The sequence below is a fragment of the Desulfuromonas sp. KJ2020 genome (assembly GCF_024197615.1).
Taxonomy (GTDB): domain Bacteria; phylum Desulfobacterota; class Desulfuromonadia; order Desulfuromonadales; family SZUA-540; genus SZUA-540.
On the sequence record NZ_JAKUKE010000003.1, the window covers coordinates 867,869 to 894,740 of the forward strand.

At 55.3% G+C, this 26,872-nt stretch carries 24 protein-coding genes and 4 tRNA genes; 2 read left to right on the top strand and 26 right to left on the bottom strand.

Going from position 1 to position 26,872, the window contains the following annotated elements; all coding sequences use genetic code 11:
* Window positions 1-84 precede the first annotated feature (84 nt).
* The 3 genes from MJO47_RS12435 to MJO47_RS12445 all read right to left on the bottom strand — a co-directional run bounded on the left by MJO47_RS12435 (window position 85) and on the right by MJO47_RS12445 (window position 2,862).
* A tRNA-Gly gene (locus MJO47_RS12435) sits at window positions 85-159 on the bottom strand.
* Between the two features lie 14 nt (window positions 160-173).
* Window positions 174-1,496, bottom strand: a complete 1,323-nt coding sequence (locus tag MJO47_RS12440; RefSeq protein WP_253961441.1) for a hypothetical protein — start codon at window positions 1,494-1,496, stop codon at window positions 174-176.
* A gap of 61 nt (window positions 1,497-1,557) precedes the next feature.
* Entirely contained in the window at window positions 1,558-2,862 is a 1,305-nt protein-coding gene (locus MJO47_RS12445; RefSeq protein WP_253961442.1) for an aminotransferase class I/II-fold pyridoxal phosphate-dependent enzyme, read from the bottom strand.
* Between the two features lie 194 nt (window positions 2,863-3,056).
* On the opposite strand from MJO47_RS12445, the gene MJO47_RS12450 reads away from it, so the two are divergent.
* On the top strand, window positions 3,057-3,953 hold the full coding sequence (locus tag MJO47_RS12450) for an AEC family transporter (RefSeq protein ID WP_253961443.1): 897 nt from the start codon (window positions 3,057-3,059) through the stop codon (window positions 3,951-3,953).
* A gap of 22 nt (window positions 3,954-3,975) precedes the next feature.
* Here MJO47_RS12450 and MJO47_RS12455 read toward each other — a convergent pair whose 3' ends face one another.
* The 18 genes from MJO47_RS12455 to MJO47_RS12540 form a co-directional block, all read right to left on the bottom strand.
* Window positions 3,976-4,953, bottom strand: a complete 978-nt coding sequence (locus MJO47_RS12455; protein ID WP_253961444.1) for an ABC transporter substrate-binding protein — start codon at window positions 4,951-4,953, stop codon at window positions 3,976-3,978.
* A gap of 35 nt (window positions 4,954-4,988) precedes the next feature.
* Window positions 4,989-7,055, bottom strand: a complete 2,067-nt coding sequence (locus MJO47_RS12460) for an MtrB/PioB family outer membrane beta-barrel protein (protein WP_253961445.1) — start codon at window positions 7,053-7,055, stop codon at window positions 4,989-4,991.
* A 42-nt stretch (window positions 7,056-7,097) separates the two neighbouring features.
* Window positions 7,098-8,072 carry a DmsE family decaheme c-type cytochrome gene (locus tag MJO47_RS12465; RefSeq protein ID WP_253961446.1) on the bottom strand — a complete coding sequence of 325 codons (975 nt, stop codon included), beginning with the start codon at window positions 8,070-8,072 and terminating at the stop codon, window positions 7,098-7,100.
* Window positions 8,073-8,336: 264 nt separating this feature from the next.
* Window positions 8,337-9,425 carry an MlaD family protein gene (locus MJO47_RS12470; protein WP_253961447.1) on the bottom strand — a complete coding sequence of 363 codons (1,089 nt, stop codon included), beginning with the start codon at window positions 9,423-9,425 and terminating at the stop codon, window positions 8,337-8,339.
* A gap of 1 nt (window position 9,426) precedes the next feature.
* The gene (locus MJO47_RS12475) at window positions 9,427-10,293 is read right to left on the bottom strand and encodes an ABC transporter ATP-binding protein (protein ID WP_253961448.1); all 867 of its coding nucleotides are present in this window, start codon (window positions 10,291-10,293) and stop codon (window positions 9,427-9,429) included.
* A 13-nt stretch (window positions 10,294-10,306) separates the two neighbouring features.
* Entirely contained in the window at window positions 10,307-11,074 is a 768-nt protein-coding gene (locus MJO47_RS12480) for an ABC transporter permease (protein ID WP_253961449.1), read from the bottom strand.
* Entirely contained in the window at window positions 11,071-12,540 is a 1,470-nt protein-coding gene (locus MJO47_RS12485) for a hypothetical protein (protein WP_253961450.1), read from the bottom strand. Before MJO47_RS12485 ends, MJO47_RS12480 begins: the two co-directional genes overlap by 4 nt.
* 31 nt (window positions 12,541-12,571) lie before the next feature.
* Entirely contained in the window at window positions 12,572-12,979 is a 408-nt protein-coding gene (locus tag MJO47_RS12490; RefSeq protein ID WP_253961451.1) for a CoA-binding protein, read from the bottom strand.
* A gap of 115 nt (window positions 12,980-13,094) precedes the next feature.
* Window positions 13,095-14,063, bottom strand: a complete 969-nt coding sequence (locus MJO47_RS12495) for a lipopolysaccharide assembly protein LapB (protein ID WP_253961452.1) — start codon at window positions 14,061-14,063, stop codon at window positions 13,095-13,097.
* Between the two features lie 28 nt (window positions 14,064-14,091).
* A complete protein-coding gene (locus tag MJO47_RS12500; RefSeq protein ID WP_253961453.1) occupies window positions 14,092-14,922 on the bottom strand; it encodes a hypothetical protein in 831 nt (276 codons plus the stop codon).
* 10 nt (window positions 14,923-14,932) lie between these two features.
* Complete coding sequence (locus MJO47_RS12505) at window positions 14,933-16,066, bottom strand: acetoin utilization protein AcuC (RefSeq protein WP_253961454.1); 1,134 nt, start codon at window positions 16,064-16,066, stop codon at window positions 14,933-14,935.
* Window positions 16,067-16,228: 162 nt separating this feature from the next.
* Window positions 16,229-16,304: transfer RNA gene (locus tag MJO47_RS12510), tRNA-Glu, on the bottom strand.
* 31 nt (window positions 16,305-16,335) lie between these two features.
* A tRNA-Gln gene (locus MJO47_RS12515) sits at window positions 16,336-16,410 on the bottom strand.
* Between the two features lie 87 nt (window positions 16,411-16,497).
* Window positions 16,498-17,583 carry a KamA family radical SAM protein gene (locus tag MJO47_RS12520; protein ID WP_253961455.1) on the bottom strand — a complete coding sequence of 362 codons (1,086 nt, stop codon included), beginning with the start codon at window positions 17,581-17,583 and terminating at the stop codon, window positions 16,498-16,500.
* Window positions 17,584-18,069 carry a GNAT family N-acetyltransferase gene (locus MJO47_RS12525; protein WP_253961456.1) on the bottom strand — a complete coding sequence of 162 codons (486 nt, stop codon included), beginning with the start codon at window positions 18,067-18,069 and terminating at the stop codon, window positions 17,584-17,586.
* Window positions 18,047-19,072 carry an ATP-grasp domain-containing protein gene (locus tag MJO47_RS12530; protein WP_253961457.1) on the bottom strand — a complete coding sequence of 342 codons (1,026 nt, stop codon included), beginning with the start codon at window positions 19,070-19,072 and terminating at the stop codon, window positions 18,047-18,049. Before MJO47_RS12530 ends, MJO47_RS12525 begins: the two co-directional genes overlap by 23 nt.
* Window positions 19,050-20,120, bottom strand: coding sequence for an ATP-grasp domain-containing protein (locus tag MJO47_RS12535; protein ID WP_253961458.1), 1,071 nt, complete (start codon window positions 20,118-20,120; stop codon window positions 19,050-19,052). The genes MJO47_RS12530 and MJO47_RS12535 overlap by 23 nt, the downstream gene beginning before the upstream one ends.
* Before the next feature lie 291 nt (window positions 20,121-20,411).
* On the bottom strand, window positions 20,412-22,166 hold the full coding sequence (locus MJO47_RS12540; RefSeq protein ID WP_253961459.1) for a histone deacetylase family protein: 1,755 nt from the start codon (window positions 22,164-22,166) through the stop codon (window positions 20,412-20,414).
* 138 nt (window positions 22,167-22,304) lie between these two features.
* Between MJO47_RS12540 and MJO47_RS12545 the strand changes: the two genes are divergently transcribed.
* Window positions 22,305-23,174, top strand: a complete 870-nt coding sequence (locus MJO47_RS12545; RefSeq protein WP_253961460.1) for an NAD(P)-dependent oxidoreductase — start codon at window positions 22,305-22,307, stop codon at window positions 23,172-23,174.
* Window positions 23,175-23,244: 70 nt separating this feature from the next.
* Here the strand turns inward: MJO47_RS12545 and gltX are convergent, their stop codons facing one another.
* From gltX to MJO47_RS12570, 5 genes are all read right to left on the bottom strand, one after another.
* Window positions 23,245-24,642, bottom strand: a complete 1,398-nt coding sequence (gene gltX, locus MJO47_RS12550) for a glutamate--tRNA ligase (RefSeq protein ID WP_253961461.1) — start codon at window positions 24,640-24,642, stop codon at window positions 23,245-23,247.
* 94 nt (window positions 24,643-24,736) lie between these two features.
* Window positions 24,737-25,558, bottom strand: a complete 822-nt coding sequence (amrB, locus tag MJO47_RS12555; RefSeq protein WP_253961462.1) for an AmmeMemoRadiSam system protein B — start codon at window positions 25,556-25,558, stop codon at window positions 24,737-24,739.
* A gap of 22 nt (window positions 25,559-25,580) precedes the next feature.
* Entirely contained in the window at window positions 25,581-26,408 is an 828-nt protein-coding gene (locus MJO47_RS12560; RefSeq protein ID WP_253961463.1) for a sulfite exporter TauE/SafE family protein, read from the bottom strand.
* A 51-nt stretch (window positions 26,409-26,459) separates the two neighbouring features.
* Window positions 26,460-26,533, bottom strand: a tRNA-Cys gene (locus MJO47_RS12565).
* A gap of 95 nt (window positions 26,534-26,628) precedes the next feature.
* Window positions 26,629-26,850 (bottom strand): hypothetical protein, encoded by a 222-nt coding sequence (locus MJO47_RS12570; RefSeq protein WP_253961464.1) that lies wholly within the window; start codon window positions 26,848-26,850, stop codon window positions 26,629-26,631.
* Between the last annotated feature and the right edge of the window lie 22 nt (window positions 26,851-26,872).

A 26,872-nucleotide genomic window follows, 5' to 3' on the forward strand; every position in this document is an offset into this window, starting at 1 on the left:
CAGAGGGAAAGTTGCCTCAACGGTACGGGGTAAAAACAGAAAAAAGCCCTGGATGCCGGAGCAGCCAGGGCCTCTTGGTTTGTATGGAGCGGGAAACGGGATTCGAACCCGCGACCTTCAGCTTGGGAAGCTGACACTCTACCACTGAGTTATTCCCGCATAGGGTTGGCATTCTATGAATGATCCGTCGGTTTGTCAATAATTTTTTCTACATATAATTTCAAATAGTTATGCGCCTCAGAGAGGTTTCGCACCCGACCTTCCACCTCCTCGTTTCTAAGCGCGGACAACACCTGTCCGACAAGAACCCCTTCGGCAAGCCCCAGAGTGGAGCGCAGGGTGGAACCATCCACCAGGTCGGGCACGCGACCGTTGTATGCGTGTGTGTTGTAGGCGGTCATAGCCACACGCGCCCTATGGCGAAATTCGCCTGAGGGCTCCTCCAGGGAGGCCAGGTACAGGAGGCTTACCAGAGGGGCCGGTCCCAATTGATCCACCCATAGAGCGTAGCCTCTGTCCGAGGTTTCGAGATGAAGGAGTTTTTGGCCGTCCGCAGGCGTCAGGAAAACCAGATTTTTCAGAATCGATTCAACCCGCCGGCTGAATCGCATCTTGCGCAGTAAATCACAATGCCTTGCCAGCAGACCGCTGCCGGAGAGAAAAGCGGCCAGACGGACAATGGCGGACATGGAAAAGCCATCAAAGGTGGATTCAGCGGGCACACTCAACCCATCCTTGGCCAGGAGCTTCAGCTGCCGGGAGACGAGCTGGACCCGCTCGATGCCGGCGGCGACGGCCTGGGGACTGCTCCCTTCGCCAAACAGGATTGGGAAAAGACCGAGAACCTCCATCTGGGGCAACGAACGGGTGCCGTCGTCGGCATGGAATATTTGAATCAGTTCGCTCCCTACCCTTTCCGGCGCGACCTGAGCCAGGCCAGAGACCGAATCTTTCATCCGTTTGAAGGTCTCGGGCTCCAGATCAAAATTTAAAACGCGGGCCAGTCGTACTCCCCGCAATATGCGCAGGGGATCATCCGCAAAGCCACAGGGGGAGCAGTCCGAAAGAATGGACCGTTTCAAGTCCCCCTGCCCACCAAGGGGATCGATCAGGTGAGGCGATGGACTCAAACCAGCCAGGTCAAGGGCGATTGCATTGACGGTGAAATCTCTTCGCAATAAATCTCCATGGAGACTTGAAGCCCTGAAAGGCGCAAAGTCATAGGTATAAGGGAATCCATCTGCTTTACATACAACGCGACTCTGTCGCCGTTTTTCGTCAAGCAGAAACCAGTGACCGTCAATCTGCCTGGCAAAAGTTCTGGCGAGATCGGTAGGATCGAAGGAGGTCGCAAAATCAAAATCGGTGATGGCGCGGCCCAGCAGGAAATCGCGCAGAGCGCCACCGACCAGATGACAGGATTGTCCAAGCTGGAGACAGGACAAAAGCTGAGGCAGGATGCGCGCTTTATAGAACTGAGGCCTGAGATCGTTCATGGTGTATAAGAAAAAGGGCCCGCCAAGGCGGGCCCTTCCCAGGGATGGTTCTTCAGCTTGCTCAGGCCAGATCGAGAACGGCCTGATGGATAAGATCAAAGAGTTCCTGAATGTTTTCTTCGGCGATGCAGGAAAAGGCGATACGCAGGTCGGTTTTGCCGATGGAGATTGTCCCTACCCCGTATTTGTCCAGCAGGTGTACCCGCAGCTTTTCGGCATCAACCGTTTTAAGCTTCAGGCACATGAAATAGCCGGAGTTGAAGGGATAGTAGTCCCATTCCTGGTCGTATTTGCCACTGTCGAGCACTTCCTTGGTTTTAAGGGCGCGCCCTTTCATGACCTGGAATTTCTCTTCCTTCTGGGCGAGAAACTGGGGGGAGCGAAGCGCCTCGATAACAAAGGTCTGGGAAGGATGTGGGCAGTTGGATATCTTGGCGCGGATGATGCCCATGGTCTTCTTTTCCAGAGCGGTGATGACCTGGGCATTATCGTAGCTGTTGCCGTCGGCAAAAGTGATGAAACCGGTCCGGAAGCCCCAGACAAATTCTTCTTTGGTGGCTCCGTCAAGTTTGATGGCCAGGATACGTGGGTGCAGATTGGCCAACTTGCCAAACAGGGACTCTTTGAGGGAGTCTTCGTAGAAAAGACCGAAGTAGGCGTCATCGGTGACGACCACAACGTTGCAGCCTTCCTCGGCGACTTCCTTGATGACAGCGACAATGGCGTCGCCCTCAGCGACCGTGGGGGTGTAGCCACTGGGGTTGTTGGGGAAGTTCAGGATCACGACAGCCTTCCCTTTTTCGGCGGCGCTGTTTTTGAGGACGGCCTTGAAGGCATCGACATCGTAGCCGCCGCTTGGGGTAAAGGTCGGGAACTTCTTGACAATCCCGCCGTTGCAGGTACCGAAGGTCAGATTGTAGTTACCCCACAGCATGTCAGGCAGCACCACATGGTCGCCGGCGCCGACAAACATGTCTCCGACAATGGAAAGACCATGCGTCAGCGCGTTGGTGACGATGGGGTTGCTGATGTGCTTGCCGGCCATGCTCGGGTTCTCCCGCAGCATCTTCTCTTTCCAGAGGGCGCGCAGTTCCGGCTTGCCAGCGGGCGGCGCATAGGGGTAGATATCCTTGGGGTCGAAGGCCGAGAGCTTGTCCTGGATGCATTGCAGGAACATAGGGCCGCCCTTTTCGGTGGCAATCCCGATGGTGGCGTTATATTTGTGAGCCTTGTCCTTGGCTTCAGCGGACTGGGTCAAAATGCCCTTGGGGAAGAAGAGATTTTTTCCCAGATCGGAAAGCATTTCCAGAACATGGGCGTTGTGTTGGGCGAGCAGATCATTCAGTTCAGCAGCCAATGGATTCATGATGTCCTCCGCAAAGGGTAAAGAAGGTTCGCCTGATATGGCGCATGTAAGAACAGCTGGTTATTTAAGCAACTTAATCATACGTTTGTCAATGATATTTCCAGATCTTCCCTTTTCGCGGGGATGCCTGTCGGCCATTGAAGAAAAGGCGTCTCCGTGCTAGCTTCTACGGAATATTTCTCCAAGGGGAACCTATGCTCTTCGTCAACATCATTCTTCCCGTCTTTATCCTGATTTTCTGCGGCTACCTGGCCGAGAAAAAGATCGGCCTCGATTTTCGCACACTCACCAACTGCTCCCTTTACCTCTTTACGCCCGCCCTCGTCTTCTCATCCCTCATTCGTCAGACGCTGGAGCTGTCGCTGACCCTGAATATCTTTTTTTTCATGGTTCTCTACACCCTCTCTCTCTATCTGCTGGTGCGCCTGATTGCGGCGGGAACCGCTATGAGTCGAGAAAACAGCGGCGCCCTGGTGCTGACCACGGTCGTCATGAATGTAGGAAACTTCGGGCTACCCCTGGCTTATTTCGCTTTTGGAGAACAGGGACTCCATGTCTCCGTACTGACGTTTGTTTTGTTCAATATCCCTTTGTCCACCCTGGCCATTGTGGTCGCGCAGGGAGGAGAAGTTCCCCTAGGCAAAGCGCTGATCAATACCTTCAAGATCCCCATTTTCCATGCCGTGGCCTTGGCCTTTCTTCTGAAAGCCGTCGACCTTTCGGTCCCCTTCTTCGTTCTGCGCGCCGTAGAGCTTCTCGGGGACGCGGCCATCCCGCTGATGCTTGTGCTTTTAGGCATGCAGTTGGCGAGAACCAGACTGGAATCCCAGTGGGGTTTTCTGTCCCTGGCTACCATCATCCGTCTGGCGATAGCCCCTCTGATCGCCTGGGCGATCACCGTGCTGCTCGCTATAGACGGCACGAGCCGAAATGTGATCATCCTGCAGACCAGCACACCGTCTGCCGTCCTGCCCTTGTTGTATGCTCTTCGCTTCGGCATGCGGCCCGATTTGGTTGCCGGCACGATCTTTGTCACCACCCTGCTAAGCGCCGGGAGTCTGACTATTATTCTCTATCTGCTGCAAGGCTAGGGAAAGGAAAGACTTAAAAAGATCAACGGATGACGCGTGTGGCGAGGGTTAGGGCCTGGAAAGGGATTTTAAGGCCCAGTTCGCGGGCGGTATGCAGATTAATGACCAGGGAGACATTGCGAGGAGTGCGGACCGGGAGTTCACCCGGCTTTTTACCTGACAGTATTTCCGCCACATAGCCGGCAATGCGGCTGCCCTGTTCGGCAGGATCGGCTTCAAGGGTCATCAAGGCACCCATTTCACAAAAGCCATGAATCTGCGAAATGACGGGGATCTTGTTTTTTTTGGAAAAATCCATGATTTTTGTGGCGGACATCTCGAGAACAGCGCTTTCCGCCACAAAAAGAGAATCAATGTGGGGAGACAGAGTCTGGAGTTCCTTCCAGAGATCACCCGGTCCATTGACTTCCGCTGGCAGCACCGTAATCCCCTTTTTCTCAGCAATCTCCACCAGTTTATTTTTCTGGTAAATGGACGCCTGGTCTTCAGGAGAAAAAAGAACCCCGATTTTGCGCACGTCCTTGGATAGATAATAGGCGTGCAGCAGGGTTTCAAGGGGCGTTTGTCCCGCCATTCCCGTAAGATTTCCTCCCGGTTTGGCGATGTCCGCAACAATCCCCAGAGCCACAGGCTCATAGACATCAGCAAAAACAATCGGAATGTTCCTTCCTTCATTTTTGCCGGCCAAGGTGGCAGGAGCGCCATAGGTCACGATGATGTCGGCCCCGATGCCAACGGCCTTGCGGATACTGTTTATCCAGGACATGACATCTGGATTGGGGCGCTGAACGTAAACCGTCACCTCGCCCCTCGCCTCCGTGAGTTCTTCCAACTTATGAACAAAGGCCTCGTGCGCAAGCTGATACCTGGGAAGATCGCCGGTGATCACCACAGCCACCAGCCCGTCCTTTTTGCACCAGCCGACAACGGGCATCAGGACCAGCAGACAGGCCACCACCAGGGGAATCAGAAAGCGAGGATGTCGGAACAAACGGATCAAATGAACACCATTGCACATCATGGGTAGAAAATCGCTTACCAGGTCCTCGACAGGGAAAGCAGATAGCTCTGCACAGTGCCGTCAAGGACCGCGCCCTCCAGGTCTTCGTAGCGATCCCAGGTATAGCGGGCGGAGCATTTCCACTCATCCTTGAATTGCCAGTCCACACCCACCTTGTACGCCGTCTGCAGAATTTGCAGCTCACTCAGTTGCCGCAAAGCTGAAGAATCGACCGCCGTGCTGCCAATACCGTAGTATTCGAGGGGCTGAAAGGCAAAACTGGGGTCAAAGCGGCTGGCGGATCGAGTCAGACGGGCTTCCCCGAGGAAGGACACCTGCTTGCTGAGGTGCCAGACAGAAGAGAGTTCCGCAGTATGAACGGTTTGCTCGAATTCGGCATTTTCATCCAGAATGACATAATCGGGATAATGGTCATTGCCGAAAAGAACGCCCTGTTCTGTCCTGCTGTGAAGATAGCCGTAACGGATATTGACCTGCAGACTCTTGTGGGGAATAAGCCAGGCACCGGCCGTTGCGTTTTCCGAATCAAGCTGGCGCCTCAGGCGATAGCGGTTGAGGGTGGCCGAATCGTGAAAAAGGCTGCGTTCATTGCGGTTGTTTTCTTCCCGAATAACCTGAATATTGGCCGTCATGCCAGCCCGGTCGGACAGGGTCAGAGTGGCCCCGGCAAATCCCTGGTGCCCCCTTTTCAAGGAGGTGCTGTAAGACGGATCATCCGAAGTGAGATATTTGTAGGAAAGATTGAGCCTGAGTTTTTGGGTGCCAAGAGGACGGGCGATGAGGCTGAACTTATAGGAGGATTTGTTCTCCTGGGCGGGAAGATGCCAAAACAAGTCATTGGGATCATCCTGAATCGGTCCGGTCGAGGTGCGTTCAATTTCTTCCCGTTGCCAATCTCCTTGCAGCGTCAGGCGATAATGCGGGCGATAGGAAAGCCGTGACCCATAGTGCGTGCGCTTGACATCCATGCTGTCGCGAACAGAAACTGGTCCAGCCGGCAGCCCGCTTACCGCGACCTGGTCCGGATTCCGGGTGTCCATGTCGAGCAGGCGATAGCGCAGAGCCAAGGTCCATTGGCTGGAAGGGGTCAATGTAAAATCCCCGGCGGCTTTCCAATAATCGCTCTTGGACGTGACGGGAGAAACATCGCTTAGTTTGGAGGAGCTCTCCATTTCCCCCACACTGAGCATGGCACCGGCTGTCAAACCACCGGTAAGGGAAGTGTGGAGGCCTAAAGAATGGGCGATGTGACGGGATTCGGGGACAGCATCGTGCTCGTACTCGCCCGCATGACGGTAGAGAGTGTCAGGCTCGGTTGAGATGTCGACCAGCTCACCGAAAGGATCCAGGGGGGTGCGGGTTTTATCGCGGAACTCGCGGTAAAAACTCGAATAGCTTATATCGACCAGTCCCAGATGCGCATCAAACCCGCCCCGGATTTCTTCGGTGACCTGATTGACCGTTTCGGTTCGCGACTGCAGATGGCAGGACGTGCAATCGGCGGTTTGGGCGCCGCCTTCATCGACAAAACATCCCTGCCGGGTTCCCTGTCGCTGCAGACGCCAGTAGGCGAGATTGAAGTGGGCCGGGAACTCAGGAAGCCTTGCTCGCAAACTCACTTCGTCTTTCTTGACTTCAATGGCGTACTCTTCCCGGGGGTTCTGGTCGGTAAAGGTGACCAGGGGAGCCGTCAGGGTAGCGTCAATGCCGGGGAAATGTTCCAACTGATGGTTAAAGGTTTCACTGGTGGCGTGCAGACGGAAGAGGCCACGATAGTCGAAGTCTATGGCGGCGTTGTAGTCCGTTTGGTCAAAGTAGTCCGCTTCAAAGCGAAAGCGCTGGGTCGTTTTCAGATCCTTGATGACTATGCCGGCGACCGTCCCAGAATCGAGAAAACTGTATTCTCCGGCTCTCTGTGTGTTTTCCTGGGAGTCGACCACGCGATATCCCAAGGAGAAAGAACTCTCCAGAATCCGCGGATCCAGATCCTCGCAATCCATCGCGGAGAAAACAGGGAAAAACATTCCCGTCAGCGCGAGGACACATATTTGCCATAGAACATGGATTCTAGGTTTAATCACCGAAATCCCCCTCCTAGTATCGCTAACAGCACTGGAAACAGATCAACGCGCAATGAAAGTCCCCCTGCCTTTGGCCGATGGAACATCTGTTCCGTGAATGGACGAGTGGCAGCTGGTGCAACGAGAATAAAAGGCCCCTTTCAACCCATCAGTAGCCAGCGAAGGATGAGAGTAGTCTTGATGACCGGCATGGCACTGGAGGCAGAGAAAAGGTTCGGATGTTCTCAGCAGGCTGTTGTTGGTCGAGCCGTGGTGGGAATGGCAGGTAAGGCAATTTTCAGCAAGATCAGCGTGCTCGTAGACAAAGGGACCCTGCTTGTCCATGTGGCAGCGGGTACACAGTTCTTTAACGGTGATTCCCTTGAGGTCATGTTTTTGAGCGGAACCGTGGGGTTCGTGGCAATCGACACAGGCCATTTTGCGTTCGCGTACAGGGTGACGGGAAAACTGGGCAAACTCCATCCGCGCGTTGATATGGCAGGCATAGCACATCTCGTCCATTTCCTGCCGACTCACCTTCTGCTGCGGCCCCTGATGCAGCTTGTGACAGTCGAAACAGCTGACGTCACTGCTGGCATGGATGCTGCCGTTCCAGTAATGCAGGTTGGGTGTTGACGCCGCCGAATGACATTTGAGGCAGATCAGGGATTGGGCCTGGGAGGGGAGTTCTTCGAGCTGCAAGAGCGTTTTGAAATCACACTTGTCGTTTTCCTTGGCGTTTAAGATGGCCAGGCTGCCAGGGCCGTGACAGGATTCGCAGTTGACGAGCGGCAGACCGGTTTCCGGTGAAATCTGCTCTCCGTGGACGGACATTTGAAAATCGCGGTGAATCTCGTCATGCTTATGGCACTGAGCGAGACAGTTGGCATCGCCGACATAATCGGCGTCAAGACGGCCGACAATGAGCTGCTCGTAGGCCCGAACGGGCAAAAGGGGGTGATCAGCCCGTAACGCGGGCAGGTCACTACAGGCGTACAAAAGACTAAGAGCTATCAGCAAAAAGATCGTTCTGATCAAGACATTCCCCCTATAAAAAGCTCAGAAAAGCACCCAAACTTTAGCATTGGCCGAACCATTGTCATGCAAAAACCGTGAAATATTTCTAAAGTTTCGCGAATAAGCTGCGCAAAAGGAGAAAAACGGCGCTCTGCGGGGATTTGGTGGTCGTCAGGTCAAGACAGGGGGATTGATGTTCGGGTAAAGATTTGGTGATATTACGCAAAAGCGCCGTTTCCCTTGAGGGAAACGGCGCTTTTTCACGCATGTGCCTGTGGAAAAGACCTAGAACAAGGTGCCGACGGCCGTTCCCAAGACGGAAATGGGGCCACTGTCACCCATGGAATCCACCGCTTTTTCCACTTTTTTAACGGCGGATTGGGTGTCGCGATAAAGCTCATCTTCATTCACGAGTTTACCAAGAGTTCCCTGCCCTTCATTAATTTTGGCGGTAATACTGCTGAGGTTGGCAAGGGTTTTTTCACCTTCAATGTAAAGACTGTCCTCATTGACCAGTTTGCCCAGCGTTCCTTCTCCTTCGTTAATCTTCCGGGTGATGGCCCGCAATTCTGCCAGGGTATCCGACGCATCGGCATACAACGTGTCATCAGTGAACAGTTTGCCAAGGGTTCCTTCTCCATTACGCAGAGAGTTGGATAATACCCGAAGATTCGCCATGGTCGCGGTAGTTTCCTCATAAAGGGCTGGATCGGTCACCAGACGTCCCAAGGTGCCCTCCCCGTTTTCGATGCGGCGCAGAACCTGATTCAGACTGGCCACCGTAAGCTGAAGATCTTCATAAAGGGCGGCGTCGTTAACCAGTTTCCCGAGCATCCCTTCGCCCATGTCGATCTTGGCCACGATATTTTCAATGCGCTGAACAGACTCCACGATGGGTCCTTCACTTTTTTCCAGAATATCCCCCAGGGTACCCAGCACCCTTTCCTGATTGCGGTCGAAATTGGATATCAACTGATCGATATTGGTTTTTTCGAGACTGGGAATTTCCGAACCGGAAGGCAGAGGCTGAGCATCGGTGGACCCAAAGGTCACTCCGAGAAATTGCCCGCCCAAAAGGTTGGTCTGCCGAATCTCGGCATACGAATCGGTCTTGATGACCGTTCCGTCGAGAACGTAAAAGTCGATGCGGACCTTGCTGTCTTCGATGCCGATGGTGGTGACTTTTCCTACCTCGACGCCGGCGATGCGGACGGGATCCCCTAGTTTGATGCCGACCGCAGAGGAAAAATAGGTGAAATAGTCCCTCTGCTCGACAAAGGGATTCCAGTCTTCCACCAGTTCAATAAAAACGCCTAGCGCAAAAAGGGCGATCAGGAAAAATCCCCCTACTTTTTTTTCAATGGAAAGGCCCATATCACTTTTCTCCTTGGATGCCTTTGGTCGTCGTGTAGATGAATTTGCGGACCGCCGGGTTCTGGCTGGCCTTGATCTCCGCGGGGGTTCCAATCTCGACAATGCCTTGATCATTCATCATCGCCACGCGATCAGAAAGATAAAGAGCGAAGTTCAAGTCATGGCTGACGATGATCGTCGTCAGATTGACTCTGTTTTTAAGATTCATGATCACCCTGGCCAATTCGTCGGAGGTCACCGGATCGAGCTCGGCTGTGGGCTCATCGTAAAGAATCAGATCGGGGTTCATGGCCAGTGAACGCGCGATGGCCACCCGCTTTTTCATGCCCCCGGAAAGTTCCGAGGGCATGAGATTTTCCTTGCCCCCCAGACCAACGAGTCTGAGCTTTTCCCGGATAATCCTGCGAATGCGCGCTTCAGTACAAATTCTGTTTTCACGCAGCCACAAGCCGACATTTTCGCCGACGGTCAGGGAATTGAAGAGGGCGGACGTCTGAAACACCATACTGTAGCGGTATGGAGGTTTCTCCTGACGGTTGTTATTGTCGAAGATATCCTGCCCGTCAATGAGAATCCGGCCGCTGTCCGGCTTCAACAGCTTGACGATATGCTTGAGAAGGACGCTTTTGCCGGTGCCCGAGGGCCCGATGATGGAAAATGTCTCCCCGGGTTGAATCTCCAGGCTGATGTCCCTGAGAACGTGATTGCCATTGAAGGACTTGTTCAAACTCTCGATGCGGATTTCAACCCCATGAGAATCTTCGTAGCTGCTGCGACACTCGCAGTCATCCCGCTCTCTCTTCTTGCGACCGAGGAACCAACGGCTTAAGAAACCCTCCCGTTGTTTTTTTTGAGCGCTATCTGTCATCGCACGGATCCATTTACATCATAAGGCGGGTGAGAAAGTAGTCGGCAATAAAGATCAACAGAAAAGACATGACCACAGACTCCGTCGTCGATTGCCCGATACCGCGGGCGCCGCCGGATGTTTTAAAACCGACATAGCAGCCGACATGGGCCACGATGCCGCCAAAAACGGTCGCCTTGACCAGGCCTTTAAGAATGTCATGGTAGTTCAGCGAACGGATGAGGTTATCGTAATACACATTGAAAGGTACGTTGATCTCGGGGTTGATGTCACTGACGATAGCACCGCCAACAATACCGATGATCATGGAAAAAACGACCAGGGCCGGCACGGCAAAGAGGCAGCCCAGCAGTCTGGGCATGGCCAGATAGCGGATCGGGTCGATCTGCAGGGTTTTAAGGGCGTCGATTTCTTCATAGACTTTCATGGCCCCGACCTCGGCGGACATAGCCGAACCGATGCGACCCGCCACCAGCAGACTGGTCATGACCGGGCCCAATTCCTTGACCAGGGAAAGTCCCACAATGGCGCCAATCGCTTCCTGGGTGCCGTAAAGAGCGAGCTCCGAACCGGTCTGCAGCGCCAGGACCATACCGACAAAAAGACTCATCAGGGCCGCAATCGGAAGAGTACCGATGCCGATGTCGTACAGCTGCCGGAAAATGGCCGGCAGATTTCGAGGGGCTTCCTTGAAATAGAAGACTGTTTTTAGAAAAAGCAGCAACATCTCCCCCGCCGTTTCGGCGAAGCTCAGAATGCGCGTGCCTATTTTCTCAATCATTGACCGTCATCCTCAGCGATTTCACGCTCTGCTCCACCCCAGTGAATCCCCCAGGGCAGGTAAAACAGGTTCAGGGTCGTGCCTTGCGGGCCGCTTCGGTATCGCAGCAGTCCTTTTATGAAACTAAAATCTTTCCCTTTCGATTCCTGACGACTGTAGCTGAACAGGGGGAAGAATTCCCAGGCGAGGTCATCGCCTCTTTTCTGGCGCCAGTAGAGGTTCCACAAGAAACTTTCGGCTGAATCGGAGCCTTTCCACTGCTTCTGGTAAATCCACCACAAGGGCGCCCAGTTGCGACGGATGCCATCCTGTTCCGGCAGGATGGGCTCAAGAAGGGACAGGGTATAAAAATGCGAGACCCCATCGATCCGTTCATAGGTGAACAGGGGCCACAAAGCCACCCTCTTCTTGGGCTCAGCCCCCTGTATGTATAGCCTTTCTTCCATGTTGGAGTATAGGAAAAAAAGGACACGCGACCGGCGTCTTTCGTAACCATCCGCTTGCCTTTCCTCGATTTTAAAGAGAGGCCAGAGGTACCAGCGTTTCTTTTCCTTCCCCAGGCGTTCATTGGCATAAAAGGGCAGAAAGGTCGTGGCCTCCCGATAGGATCCGCGGGCGATGCGGAAGATCGGCCAGGGGAATTCCCAAAGCTCATACTCCTTTTGCCGATCCTCGATGTGACGGAAAAAGGGCCAGAGGTAAATGCGGGATGAATAATTGGGCGATTCATCCGAAAGATAAAAGGGGAAAACCGTTCGGCGCTGCAATGGATTGGCGGTATCCAGGCCAAGATCGTAGCGGAAAAAGATGGGCCACAGGAACATCGTCTTGTCGTAGACACCCGTTTTGCGGCTGTGGCCGTAAAGAGGCCACGCCTTGAAGCCCCGCTCATTTTCCCCTCGAACACTGGCGAAAAAAGGCCAGAGAACATTGGTCACGGTAGTGTCTTTTTTCTGAGTGACGGAGTAAAGCGGAAAGAGCGTAAAGCGGATTTCATCGCGGCCGAAGAGATTGTAGATTTTGCCACCGAAGGGGAAAAAAGCGAAATAGCGCCCCTTTTCTTCATCTGTGCCGGCAAAGATGAAAGGGAAGAGCTGAAACTCATCCTCTTCTTCTTCATGGGCCGGGAAATCCCAGTTCAGCAAACGGAGCCCCTGAAAAAGGGACTGATCCGAGGTTTTCTTTTTCGAGGCGACAGGGTAGAGAAACTCACTGGCAACATAGTCGCCAGGGTCGAGCCAGCGTCGAGAATAGAGGGGACGCAGGGCCAGTTCGCGTTCCGACCCCATTCTGTCAACGTTGAGGAGCGGCCCTAAAATATTCAGGCTGGCATAGCCTTCATTTTCCGAGGCCCGGTAATCCACCAGGGGCCACAAAGTGAACACCCCTTCCATGGCCAGGCCGCTGGCAGGCTTTAGAAAAACAAGAGCACTGAAGATAAGGACGAGAAAGCCTGTGCGGAACAAGGAAGTCACCCCGATAACCAGCTGGAAAGATTTAGATCTTGAGGCGTTGATGTTCTTTGAGCATGCAACGGTCCATCACCACACGCAGACCGCCTTCGGCAGCGATCCGGGCGGCCTCTTCGCTGATGACTCCTTCCTGCAGCCACAGCACTTTGGCGCCAGCTTCAACGGCTTCACGGGCGACAGCCGGGGCGTCGGCGGGGTTGCGGAAGACATCGACGATATCGATAGGATGGGGGATATCCTCAAGGCGGCGATAGACCTTTTGGCCGAAGAGTTCTTCGTCCTTGGGGTTGACCGGAAAGACCGTATAGCCGGCCTGTAGCAGATATTCAAGGACATGGTTGCTGGCCCGCTCGGGATTGGAGGAGGCGCCAACCATGGCAATGGTTTTATGGGTGGAAAGGATATTTCGGATATCAGTCTCGTTTTGGGACATGACTTAAGTCCTCCTTCGTTATGGGCCAGCGGTGATGACCTCGACGGTACCCAATTCCCTCCTTGAATCGACAAAAGCGATAAAAAGGGTGTCTCCAAGCCAAAGCGGCATCATATCACATTGTTTCTCTAGCAGTAAGGGCTTCCATCTCTTCCTTGGCCGGGCCAAAATCGGGATCGAGTTCCAAGGCCTTTTGCAGGGCCACCATCGCCCCGCCCGTGTCGCCGGTTTGGCGACGGCAGAGGGCGAGGAGCACGTAAAACTGCGCGGAGGGGAATTCCTGAACGACGGGAGTCTGTTCTTCCAGGTACTCCATAATCTCCAGAGCCTCGCGAACGGAGCCCTGGCCGTAGGCCGCCATGGCAGCACCGATAGCTTCCAGGTGGTTTACCATTGGTTCTTCGGGCAGACCGTCCTGCTCGAGACGGGCCACCTTTTCCTTGAACAGCGTCCGGATCTTTTCATCGGCAAGCGAGGGAATCAGCTGCGACCAGCGACGGATGGCGCCCGGATAGTCCCCCATGAGATAGTCAATCTGTCCCAGATAGTTCTGCACGCCCACATCACCTGATTTCAAATGGTCGGCCTTCTGCAGAAAAGCGGCGGCCGACACCAGGTGACGATAGCAGTGGCGCAGCTCGCTGAAGGTCAGGGCCAGATCGTAATAGGCGATACCGATGGTCTGGAACAGGGAAACCTTGCCCGGTTCCAGCAGGGCAAAAATTTTCAGGTAGGTAATCTTTCGTTTGACGTAGTCGGCATCAACATCCTTGTGGTCGAGCATGGCGATCTGGGAGCCGAGATCCGCTAGAAAGTGGGGATAGGCGTCCCGCAATATTTCGGCATATTGCACATTGTGGGGGCAGTCGGGAAACTGGCGAAGATAATCGTAAACCCCCTGACCAATGTCGATGGCCGTAGGTGCTTCACTCTTCATTTTCCGACCATGCAGCGGCAAAGGGATCAGGGGCAGTGTAACAGGTCGCTGCTCGGGACCCACAAGAACAACAGGGGATTCCTGGGGCGTCCACAGAATGTAGGCATGTGGTGCGAGCGATTCTTCAACTTGTGATTTCAGTACCATGAGACTCATCCTTGACAAAGCACCTGAATTAGAAAATTCGGTTTACAAACGTATCGATGCCGGCATCGACACCCAAAGTCTTGTAGATTTTAACGTCATCCCAGGGGCGATGAAGGATGCCGTCGTGGATAGCCCAACTGCGCCCCCGAATGGTCTTCTCCATGCCGGGCTGGCGAAAAGGGGTCGAGCCATCGAGTCGTCGGAAGAGTTCCCCGCCCGGTTGAAATTCCCGATCGATCCATTGCATCAGCTTTTTACCAGTCAGGTAGTCAAAGCCGTATTTTTCATAGCGGACCGCGTTATTGTAGGACAAAGGTTCTGCCACGATGGTGTCGATCCCCAGGGAGTCGACAAAGCGCTCGAACTGCTGAAAAAAATCGGAAAAAAGGGAAAGGCCCCTTCGTACCTGGTTGGGGGACAAACCCGCCTCCATCGCCCTGATTTCTTCAGGAATATTGCGTCGCAAGGTCCCAAAATAATTATCTCGCCCCTTGTCATCCATGTCGATGTCGTATCGGGGCGCTGCCGGATCGTTAATCAGACAGAAGGACAGTTCAATCTGCCGGTAAGGCGTATCGGCGATTTCGACAAAAAAGACGCAATCCCGGTCGGTTGGTCGAAGGCGAACCTCGATGCGCAGCAATCCGAGCCCACGCGGGCAGATAAAAGCGATTTTACGGCGCCCCTCCGGCCCCTGAAAGGTCGTGGGGTCAATCCCGTATCGCGAGAAAAGAGGGACCGGAACCAGGGCAGCATAGATGGCTTCTTTGCGGGCGACAGGCAGATTGTTGATTTCCCGCAAGGTAAACAAGGGCAGACCATCAGGGTCGAGCAGATGCGCGGTACCTAGACGTCCCATCCCAAGCCTCCTACAGTCCGAATAGAGGGAAAAGCCGGCTCTCCAGGGTACGAAGAACCTTCTCCAGGGTCTGTTCGGCCCGACTGAAATCGTCAGGCAGCGCCAGATGTGGTCGATCGCGCAGCCTTGTTCCTTTCATCCCCAGATCGCGCACGATGTTTATAAACTCCGGGGGGAGGTCATCACCGACCATTTTACCCGTCATGATCGCCCAGGCCAGAGCCCAGCCGCGGCACACATTGAATTTGTCGTACCCTCCCCCGCCGATGGCCACCCAGGGAATCCCGGTATCTAAAAAGGCCCGGGCTGCCAGCTCGATACTTCCCGTCGTCATCTCGAGACGGGTCAGGGGATCGGTCCGCAGGCTGTCAACCCCCAACTGGGTGACCAGCACATCCGGCGCGTAACGATCGAGCAAAGGCAGTACAACACGGCGAAAGGCCTGCTCAAAGATCAGGTCGTCCGAATGAGGCCGGAAAGGAACATTGACGGAATACCCAAAGCCCTTGCCCTCACCCAGTTCCCAGGGGAAACCGGTATGCGGGAAAAAGTCCTCTCCGCTTTCGTGCAGGGAAATGGTCAACACTCGGTCGGTGCGATAGAAGGCCTCCTGCACACCGTCGCCATGATGGGCATCGATATCGACGTAGGCCACGCGCAAACCTTGGCGAACAAGTTCGTTGATGGCGATGACCGCATCGTTGAGATAGCTGAAGCCGGAAGCGCGGGCGGCATGGGCATGATGATAGCCGCCTGCCATGTTGAAGGCAACCCGGCAGCCATCGCGCACAACCTGGCGGGTGGCCTCGAGAGTTCCACCGCATCCCAGCCGAGCCCAGTCGTAAAGTCCCGGAAAAACGGGGTTTTCGACGTCACCGAGGTTAAAGAAGAAATTGGCCCGGGGGGTTGCCTGGAGGCTGAATTCCTTGAGCGTCTGCAGGTAGTCGCCCCGATGAAAACTTAACAGAGATTCTTCTTCGGCCAGCGGTGCTTCAACGATTTTGATCTCGGTGGAGTCCAGCAACCCCAGTTGCCGGATAAGCTCATGAGTAAGCTGATAACGCTGAACCTTGAAGGGGTGATCCTCTCCGAAGGAGTAGTCGGCGAAACGACTGGAATAAATAAAAGCGGAACGATTACCCATGCATTACCTCTCCCCACCTCTTTTTACACGGTCAAAGCTGCGGGGTCAATGAGATTGAGCCAGAGAAGGACACTGGGGTAAGGGCGTAAAAAGGATTGATAATAAAGAAAAAGGGTGGAACTTTCGTTCCACCCTGGTGCACCCCCTCGGGAGTGCGTTGACTGGTGATCCCTACGGGAATCGAACCCGTGTTACCGACGTGAAAGGCCGGTGTCCTAGACCGCTAGACGAAGGGACCATTTCTATGTAAAGCTTCCGCTTCAAGCCGATGGCTGGGGCGCAAGGATTCGAACCTTGGGATGCTGGAGTCAGAGTCCAGTGCCTTACCGCTTGGCGACGCCCCAAGACAGGAGCCGTTTTTTAACAGAGATTCCGAACCGAGTCAATACTATTTTTGCTCCGTAACCGAAAATTTGTTTTGCTTCTGACTGTCAGTGATGGTCATTGACGGCAGTCTGGCGATTTTCCTCGATTTTCACCTCGGCATTGGTATAGGAAAAGGTTTGGCCGCGATAGTTTTTCAGGACGACTTCATCCCCCATACTCTGCAGGTAATCAGGCAGAATGGGAATTTTCCCACCGCCGCCAGGCGCGTCGATGACATAGGCGGGCACGCCCATCCCGGAGGTGTGGCCGCGCAGGGCACGCATGACCTCGATGCCCTCCTCCACCGTCGTTCTGAAATGATCGGTGCCCTCGACCAGATCGGCCTGATAGATGTAGTAGGGTTTGACCCGGATAGCCAGCAGTTTCTGCATGAGCCGCTTCATGACCTGAGGATCGTCATTGACCCCGCGTAGCAGCACCGTCTGGTTGCCCATGGGGATGCCGGCGTCGGCCAGTCGCATGCAGGCCTTGCCCGAGGTCTCGGTGATTTCATCCGGGTGATTGAAATGGGTATTGATGAACAGCGGGTGATAACGCCGCAGCATGCGCACCAGACCGATGGTGATGCGCTGAGGCAGGACCACCGGCACCCGGGTGCCTATGCGAATGATTTCGACACTGGGAATCGCCCGCAACTCCTTGAGAATCCACTCCAGGCGTTCATCGGATAGCAGCAGCGGGTCCCCACCCGAGAGAATGACATCGCGGACCTGAGGATGCTGTCGGATGTAGTCCAGTCCTTGCTCGAGGGTCTGGCGGTTGATGACCATATTGTCGCCCCCCACCTTGCGTTTGCGGGTGCAGAAACGGCAGTACATGGCGCACTCGCTGGATACGAGAAACAGCACCCGGTCGGGATAGCGGTGGACGAGGTTCGGTACCGGACTCTGGTTTTCCTCGTCCAGGGGATCACTGCAGCAGACGGAATCGCTCATTTCGGCGGCATCCGGCACGGCCTGTCGCCAGATCGGATCGCCGACTTCCTTGATAAGATTCAGGTAGTAGGCCGGGATGCGCATGGGATAGCGATCAGCCACCTCCTCAAGATCCGTGGGATTAACGCCAAAGCGGCGGGTAACCTCGGCGGGTCGGGTCAAACTGGTCTGCAGCAGTTTCTGCCAGGTTTCCATCTACAATCCCTCCACAACGGTGGTGAGGTTTTTGGTATAGGTGATACGGTCGTCTCCGGGTCGGTAGAAATCGGGAATGACCGCGGCCTGGACATAGCCGGCCCGGTCATAGAACCGACGGGTTCTTTCGTAGCTCCCCTGCGACGAGGTTTCCAGGCAGATCAGGCGGCCGCCCCGTAACTGAATGTCCGTTTCGGCGTAAAGTAGCAGCCGCTGCCCTACCCCTCTGCCCTGATGAGCTGGATCCGTAGCAATCCAGTAAATGTCGAAGGTTCCTTCCGTCAAGGGGACCGGTCCATAGAGAATATAGCCGGCGGGGAGGCCGCCCTCTTCGGCGACCACGACGGTGTAGTCCTTTTGGGCCGGGTTGTCGAGCACCGTATGGAACAACTCCATGGCGCAGTCGACTTCGGCATCGGTAAAAGCTTTCGTCTCCTCCAGGATTCTCTGGAGATCCGGCAGGTCAGAGCGTTTTAGGTCGCGCATGAAGGTTCTCCTTGCGTTTCTGGGCCATGAGCACAATACGTTCGATCAGCTTAGGATAGTTCAGGCCAGCCACCTCCGCCGCCCGGGCCAGTCCGGCCGTAGGCGAGATGTCCGGGTTGGCGTTGACTTCCAGAATATAGGGAACCCCTTCCCGCAGACGGATATCGACCCGGGCGTAATCCCGGCATTCCAGAATTTTGAAAGCGCGCAAGGCCACATCCTTGATCAGAATTTCTTCGCGAGCCTTGACCGTCGCCGGACAGACCGGTTCAGTCAGGGCGAACTCCTCGGAATTTTCCAGCCATTTCCCTTCATAGCTGACGATGGCATGTTTGAGCCCCTTCTTGAATTGAATCTCGGCGAGGGGCAGCACCTGGTAGGGACCATTGCCGATGATGGCGGCGTTGATCTCCCGCCCCTCGATAAACTCTTCCACCAGAGCCCCCTGGCGGTAGGTCTGGTGCACATAATCGATCCGTCGCTTTAGACGCCGTTCGTCCTCCACAATGCTTTCAGAGGTGATTCCCAAAGAGGCGTCTTCGAAGCGCGGCTTGACGATCAGGGGAAAACGCATATCCCTCACCCGGGGATGCGCTTCCCCCGGACGCACCAGCACATACTTGGGTGTGGGCAGGCCATGGCGCATCAGCAGATCCTTGGTGCGGACCTTGTCCTGCACGAGCCCGAGACAGAGCGGGCCCGCGCCGGTAAAGGCATAACCGAGAAGGTCGAACAGGGCGGCCACATGCATTTCCTGGCGGCTGTTCCCCCAGTAGCCCTCGCACAGATTGAAAACGAGTTCGGGATCTACCGTGCGCAGCTCTTCGATGAAGGCGGAAATGCGCTCTCCCAGTGGAACGACCTTCGCCGTGTAGCCCAGGCGCTCCAGGGCCATACGAACGGCGGCGGCTTCGAGTTCGGCCCCCTCTTCCGAGATGCGGTCCCCCTCCTCCCCTTTGAGCAGTTGGGGCGGAACGCGGTTAAAGCAGACAGCGATTTTCATGATACCCCTTCTCGGTGAGTTGGAGTCGCCTGCTGGCAGCATCGACCACGCCAAGAATCATCTGCTCATAGCTCAGACCGGTAGCCCGCGCCGCCTTGGGAAAGCAACTGTTCTGTTCTGGGCGCGGCAGGATGCCCGGCAGCGGGTTTAGTTCGATGACATGGGGAAGCCCGCCAGCGTCCAGGCGCACGTCGATACGGCACCAATCCCGACAACCCAGAGCGCGGAAAGTTTTTCTGCAGAGTTCTTCGATGTTTCGCTGCAAAAAGGGGTCGAGACGAGCCGGGCAGGTAAAAATTTCCAGCGGATTCTCTTCCTGGTCCCAGATCCACTTGGCTTCAAAGGAATAGATCGGGTTGACCCCCGCCGGCAGGGTATGCAGGTTGATTTCCACAATGGGCAATACCTGCAGGTCATCCCCATTGCCAAGCATTGCCACTGTGAACTCGCGACCAGGCAGAAACTCTTCGACCAGGGCCGGCTGACCATAGGTAGTCAGCACCCACTCAACCTGACGAACCAGGGCTTTGCGATCATGAACCAGGGCCTTGTCGGTCACTCCCTTGCTGGAGCCTTCCAGGGTCGGTTTGACGATGAGGGGGTAGCGCAGGCGCGCGGGGATGTCGGCCAGAGTGGAAACCACCGCAAAACGCGGTGTGGCGATACGATGGCAGGAAAGGATCTCCTTGGTGCGGCGCTTGTCCAGGCAGATGCCTAGTGTCACAGGATCGCTGCCCGTGTAGGGGATACCCAGCATGTCGAGCATGGCGGGGATCTGGGCCTCGCGGCTGGCGCCATGCAGACCTTCGGCTATATTGAAAACCAGATCGGGTTGCAGGGCGCGAAAGCGGGCATAGGCCTCCAGATCGGCGTTGACGAGGGTTACCTCATGTCGGCTGGCCAGGGCGGCTTCGACGGCTCGAATGGTGTGAATATCATCCCATTCGGCATAAAGGTCTTCAGTGGGTAAAGAAGGAGGTTCGGACGGAGGTTGGTCGTCCGCCACGGCGGACTCCTCCCGCAGATTGAACGCGAGGACGATGTGCATATGTAACCCCTTTTAAAAGCCAACAATAGTTAAGCTTCCCCGGGTGGGGAACATCTGCTTCCTGGGACGGGATGGCCTGGGGCTGGGGCTATAAAAAGGGGTTTCTTTTTTAGCTTGTTCGTCTTGCGCCGGCCCGCCTGAAACAGATCACTTTGAATTGCATATACGCCTCCGTAATTTTTCTGTCAAACAAAATTTTTGAGTCATTTTTATTTGTTTAATTTCAAACACTTAAATTGCTTTGCGGACTCCCGAAACATCAATAAAAAACCAAAATCCAAAACGTGACTCCTAGTTTTTGGCGTCAGGGTAAAACCCATGCCACAGACCGGTAAAAAAGGATCGGCAATTGATGCCCAGCACCCGGTTGCGATACCCCCCTTCCTGGATAACCACCGTCTGTAGCCGCAGTCGACCAATCATCTGCCCGACTTGCGAAAAATCAGCCGCATTCAGGGTCCAGGTGCCGGTGGGATCGCCTTTGGCTGTATCCAGCCCGAGGCAGACGACCAGAAAGTCAGGCGCATAATAGGCGATTTTTTTAAGCGCTCTGGCCAGAGTCCTGAGATACCTCTCGCTATCGACCGCCTCCGGCAGCGGCATGTTTAGATTGAACCCCTCCCCTGCCCCCTCGCCTGTCTCTTCCTCAAAACCGCTGAAATACGGATAGGCGAAGCTGGGGTGACCGTGAATCGACAGGGTCAGCACATCGCGACGGCTATAGAAGATATTCTGCTGCCCGTTGCCGTGATGATAATCCACATCGAGAATCGCCACCCGGCCAAAACGGGAGAGATAATGGGCGGCCACGGCGGCATTGTTGAAATAACAGAATCCCCCGAAAGAGCGGAATTCCGCGTGATGTCCGGGAGGACGCACCAGGGCATAGGCCAGCCGGTTGCCGGCCAGCAGATGATCCGCCGCAGTCAAGGCGCAATCGACGGCCCGCTTTGCGGCCAGATAGGCGTTCTGATTTAGCGGAGTGAAAGTGTCGATGCAGTAATAACCGGCGCGCACGGCCAGCTCTTTGGGAGGACGGGCGACATTGCGGATGGGAAAGACATAGGGATAAACTGATTTCCCCGCCTCAAGCTGGGCACAGACCCGCCTGAAATAGCGGACGTAATCCGGATCGTGTACGGCCAGAATATGCTTTTCGGGATATTCTTTCGGGGTAACGGCGTTAAAAATCGGCAGACGCTCGAGTTCTTTCAAAATACTGCGAATTCGCACCGGCGCCTCGACGTAGCCCCGTTCACGCACGTGGTGAATCTCGTGACGGTCGTTGACCACCAGCGCCACATGCCGATGATCCAGACCCGTTTTCTGAATAGACTGGACTATCCCCTCCATTTTGAGGTAGCGGGGAGCGCGCAGACGAACCGGGTCATCCTGAATGGACTCGACGACCTTGAGGATATACTCGGGAGAACACAGATCCCCATAGCGATTTTCCAAAATCGCCCTGACGATTTTCCGGGCAGGGTCCCTGGCCAATTCAACTTTTCGGCCGAGAGGGTCAAACACCAGGTACGGCGGGTTGTCGTCCCCATCCTTTACAGGCGTCTCATAGGCGGTGCCGACAATGGGAAACGCTCCATACTTTTCATAGAATTTCAGCCGGGCCCGATTCTGCTTGAGAATAGCGGGATCCTGGCACAGAGCCGGATCGTCAGGCAAACATTCGAAGAAGATGCCGACAGCCCCTAAAAGCTGGGCCTCCTCCCGCAGACGCTCGTAAAGAGCGCCGCCGATGCCCCCGCCAGTAATATTTTTGGCGGTCGAGATGTAATCGAGGTAACAGAACCGCAGTTCCGGTTCAAAAGAAAGGAGCGCAAAACCCTTAACCAGACCTTTGAAATTTTCTGCAATATAGAGGATGGATTTGAAGCGATGCTTCAGCGGGTTTTTAAGCAGATCGGGGAGCTTGTCGATCTCGGAAGGCCGCAGGGCCGGAAACTGATCCTGCAGAATCTGGCGGACCTGGCGGATGGCTTCGGCGTTGGCCGGCAGGATATCATCGAAAATGCGGCGGATTCGAAACATACATACCTCCCATGGCAAACCTTCGGTGGTCGTCTCTAACCCATATTGTAGAAGATCGCCGAGACCTTGCCACATTGACAAACAAAATTTGATTCGAAACAATGGCGGGCATAACATGCACCTTCAGGAGGAGAGTTTATGACGAAATACGGTTTTTTGGGGCTCGGCATCATGGGCCGAGCGATGGCGAGCAACTTGGTAAAAGCAGGATTCGAAGTCAGCGTCTGGAACCGCACTCCCAACAAATGTGCGCCGCTGGTCGAAATGGGCGCTCGGCAAGCCGGCAGCCCTCGCGAAGTGGCCGCGACCTGCGATATTACCTTCGCCATGCTGGCCGACCCGGCCGCGGCCACGGCGGTTGTTCTCGGGCCGGATGGTGTGCAGGCCGGCATCGGTGACGGCCGTGGCTACGTCGATATGTCCACCGTCGATGCCGAGACCTCTGCGGCCATCGAGACCGCTATTCGGCAGGCTGGCGGGCGCTTTCTCGAAGCGCCGGTCTCCGGCACCAAGAAACCGGCCGAAGATGGTACCCTGATCATTCTGGCCGCCGGCGATCAATCCCTCTACGAGCAGGCTCTGTCCGCCTTTGACAAGATGGGCAAGCTTTCCCCCTATCTGGGTGAAACCGGTCAGGCGGCGCATATGAAACTGGTCGTCAACATGATCATGGGGGGGATGATGACGGCCTTCTGCGAAGGGCTGTCTCTCGGGCAGAAAAGCGGTCTGGACGGACAGCAGATTCTGGACATCTTCATGGCCGGCGCGCTGGCCAACCCCATGTTTGCCGGCAAGGGTGCAATGATCCTGCAGGGAAAATATCCGACCAGCTTCCCTCTTCAACACATGCAGAAGGATCTGCGCCTGGCCATCGCCTTGGGTGACAAGTTCGCCCAACCGCTCTCCAGCGCCGCCGCAGCCAACGAAACCTTCAAACGAGCCCGCCAGTTGGGCTTATCAGATGAAGACTTCGCGGCGGTATTCAAGGCTATCGACGGAAAACGGTAAAACCCAAAAAAGCCCGCCAGTTTCAGAACTGGCGGGCTTTTTATCGGGATTGAGATCCTCTTGAGACCGCCTATCCGAGGCGGGCCAGCGCCGTCTGCAGGCGTTTCAGACTGGCTTCTTTGCCCAGCACGGCGAGAACATCGAAGATTCCGGGGCTGGTGGTGCCGCCGACCAGGGCCACACGGACGGAGGGACCGATCTTGCCGAGCTTGAGACCGGTTTCTTCCATCACGGCCCCAAAAGCCGCTTCAATAGTGGTTTCATTCCACACGTCGATGGAGTCCAGGTGGCGCATGACGGACTCGAGCACCGGCCTCTTGTCGGCGGTGAGGAATTTCTCCACCGCCGCCGGCTCAAACTCCACCTCCGGCTTGAAGTAAAAAGCCGCCCCCTGCGCCATCTCCACCAACGTTTTGGCGCGATCCTGCAGAGTTTTGACGACAGCGGTCAGCTCAGGGCCGGCAGCGGTGTCGATGCCGTCCTTCTGCAGAAACTCCTGCAGCAGTTGCCCGAGGCGAACCGGGTCGCCCGTCTTGATGTAATGGGCGTTGAGCCACAGCAGCTTGTCGGGATTGAAGACGCCGGCGGAACGCCCGACATTTTCCAGGCTGAACTTCTCGATCAGTTCGGCCAAAGAAAAGATCTCCTCGTCCCCAAAGGACCAGCCCAGTCGTACCAGGTAATTCACCATGGCCTCGGGCAGATAGCCCATCTCTTTGTAGGCCATGACCGAGGTAGCGCCATGGCGCTTGGACAGACGACTCTTGTCGGCGCCCAGAATCATGGGAACGTGGCCGAATTCGGGCACGGAATAGCCGAGGGCCTGGTACATCAGAATCTGACGGGGCGTATTGTTGATATGGTCATCGCCACGCAGCACCAGGGTAATGTTCATGGTAGCGTCATCAACGACCACAACAAAATTGTAGGTCGGCGTCCCGTCGGTGCGTTGAATAATGACGTCATCAAGTTCGTTGTTCTGAAAACTGATTTTCCCTTTGATGCGGTCGTTGAATTCCGTGACTCCTTCTTCGGGCGAACGGAAGCGAACGACATAGGGCTGCCCTTCAGGTACATCCTGGCGGTCCCGACAGGTGCCATCATACTTGGGTTTACCCCCGCTTTTGAGCGCTGCCTCCCGCTTGGCTTCCAACTCTTCCGCCGTACAATAGCAGCGGTAGGCCTTGCCTTCATCGAGCAGTTGCTGAACCTTCTCTTTGTACAGGTCGAAACGGTCCGACTGATAAAAAGGCCCTTCGTCGTAGGAGAGCCCGAGCCAGTCCATGGCCTGCAGGATGGCGTCAACCGATTCCTGAGTGGAGCGGGCCACGTCCGTATCTTCGATACGCAAGACGAAGGTCCCCTTTTCTTTTTGGGCCAGCAGGTAGTTGAAAAGCGCCGTACGGGCACCGCCAATATGCAGGTACCCCGTCGGGCTGGGGGCAAAGCGAACGCGCAGATCAGACATGAAAAACTCCTTGGGGCAAGACGGTAAAAAACCGGGCCGCCACGCAGACGGCCCGGTTTTTTATACTGTAATCTCCGATGCATTGACAAGTTTTTTATCCGGCCGCTCCGTCCCGTTCGATGACGAGACCGGCATAGCCGACGACCTCCGACTGGTCCCCAGTGACGTCTCCCGAGTTGCCGTACTCCACGAGGCGAGCCCTTTGTGCCCCGGCCTTGCGGGCAGCGATCAGCATGAGGGTGACCGGCATGACGCCGCACATGCTGATGCGATTATCGGTGACCGTGCGATACAGTCCGACCGGATCAAGTTCCAGCATTTTCTCAATGGCCAGGGCGTCCTTTTCACGGGCCGACTTGCCTGACTCGTAGTGGGTCATGTCGGAACTGGCCACCATCAGAATCTCCCGGCCATGTCGGCTGATCACTTCCCCCAAAGCCTCTCCTAAGGCGATGAGCGTATTTAAGGCCAGATGCCCGACACAGATGGGAACAATGGCGGCTTCAGGGGCCAGATACTGAATAAAGGGGAGCTGCACTTCCAGCGAATGCTCAAAACGATGGGCCAGTTCATCGGCGGCAAAATCAGGACCAGCTATGAGGATTTCCTGCACAAGGTCCGTGGCAACGGGCGTGTTCCCCAGAGGGGTCTGCCATTCCCCGTGGGAATAAATAGCGGCGTCATGACCGTAGCCATGGTGATTGGGTCCCAAAATAATGACCTTGGGGGGGATTTTGACCTGGGAAAAGGTTTTACCGGCAATAGCCCCCGAATAGAGGTAGCCGGCATGGGGTGAAACCAGCCCATAGGCCTCGGTTTTAAATTCTTCTGACGGGATCAGGCGATCGAGAAGGGTTTTCAGTTCGGTGAGAGTGCCGGGGTAAAATTGCCCGGCCACAGCGGGATGACGAGCCATTTAAAGCCTCCCTGCAAGAGGACTAGCGTTCCAACAGAAGGATTAAAGCCATTCTAAAGCCAATAATGATTAGCAAAAACGCAAAAATCTTTAAGAGTTTACCATGGTCCACCCGGCGGGCAACCCGAACGCCGAGGCTGGCAAAAATAATGGACAGGGGCGCAATGAGGGTAGCGACAGGAGCACTGACAAATCCGAGGGAATATGGAGGAACAAGCGGATTTCCCAGACCGTGAACCACATAGGTCAGCGTCCCGAATAGCGAGGAGGCCACGATGAGGGCACTGGAGTTGCCGACCGCCAGATGGGCGGGCATCTGCAGAAGAATCACCATCAGCGGCACCGCGACGACCCCGCCACCGATGCCGAAAAAAGCGCTGAACCCGCCGCCGACGAGTCCTACCCCACAAAGATGAGCGCGGGGTACGCCAGTCTCTCGCTCCGGCGGAAGATAGGGCTTGGCGAAAAACATGCGCACCGCCACCGTAATGAGCATCAGCCCGAAGAGACCTTTAAGCCAGGGGCCGGAGAGGAAAGAGGCCGCCGTACCGCCGACGAAGGCCCCCAACACGCCGCCCATCACCAACCAGAGCACCTGATGCCAGTTGACGTTGCCATGGCGACGGTGCATCAGGGTGCTGCTGATGGCTGTCGGGATGATAATGGCCAGACTGGTGCCAAAGGCCAGATGGGCAACAATATCCTCATGGACGCCAGCCAGAGGAAAGGCCCAGAGAAAAAGGGGAACCAGAATGACGCCGCCGCCAATACCCAGAAGACCGGCTAAAAACCCGGCAGTGGAACCCAGCAGAATAAAAATGGTGACGATAAGGGGGGAGAAAAAAGACATGTGTCACGCCAATGAAAAAAGCCAGCCGAAAAGGCTGGCTTGGCTTTCAATTGGAGGCCCCGACCAGATTTGAACTGGTGATGGAGGTTTTGCAGACCTCTGCCTTACCACTTGGCGACGGGGCCGAAAATTTGCCTGAAGATGACAACCTCCAAGGCCCGGTATTGATAGCAAATCACCTTGCAGGTGTCAAGAAAAAAACGGGAATCATCCGCTGATTTCAGGCCAGTACGGAGAGTCGTCTGATCACTTCGGCCTGGGGCACACCATCCACCGAAACCTCGCCGGCGATTACAAGAGAGACCAGGGTGAACAGGGAGTGCATGTCTCGTACTTCCCGGACATCACCGACAATGGCGCTGGTATAGATTTTTTCCCAATCCCCCCGACTCAAAGATCCTGCTTCCTGGGCCCTTTCCAACAAGTGGCAAAAGGAATACATAGGTCCCCTCCTTGTCCCTCTG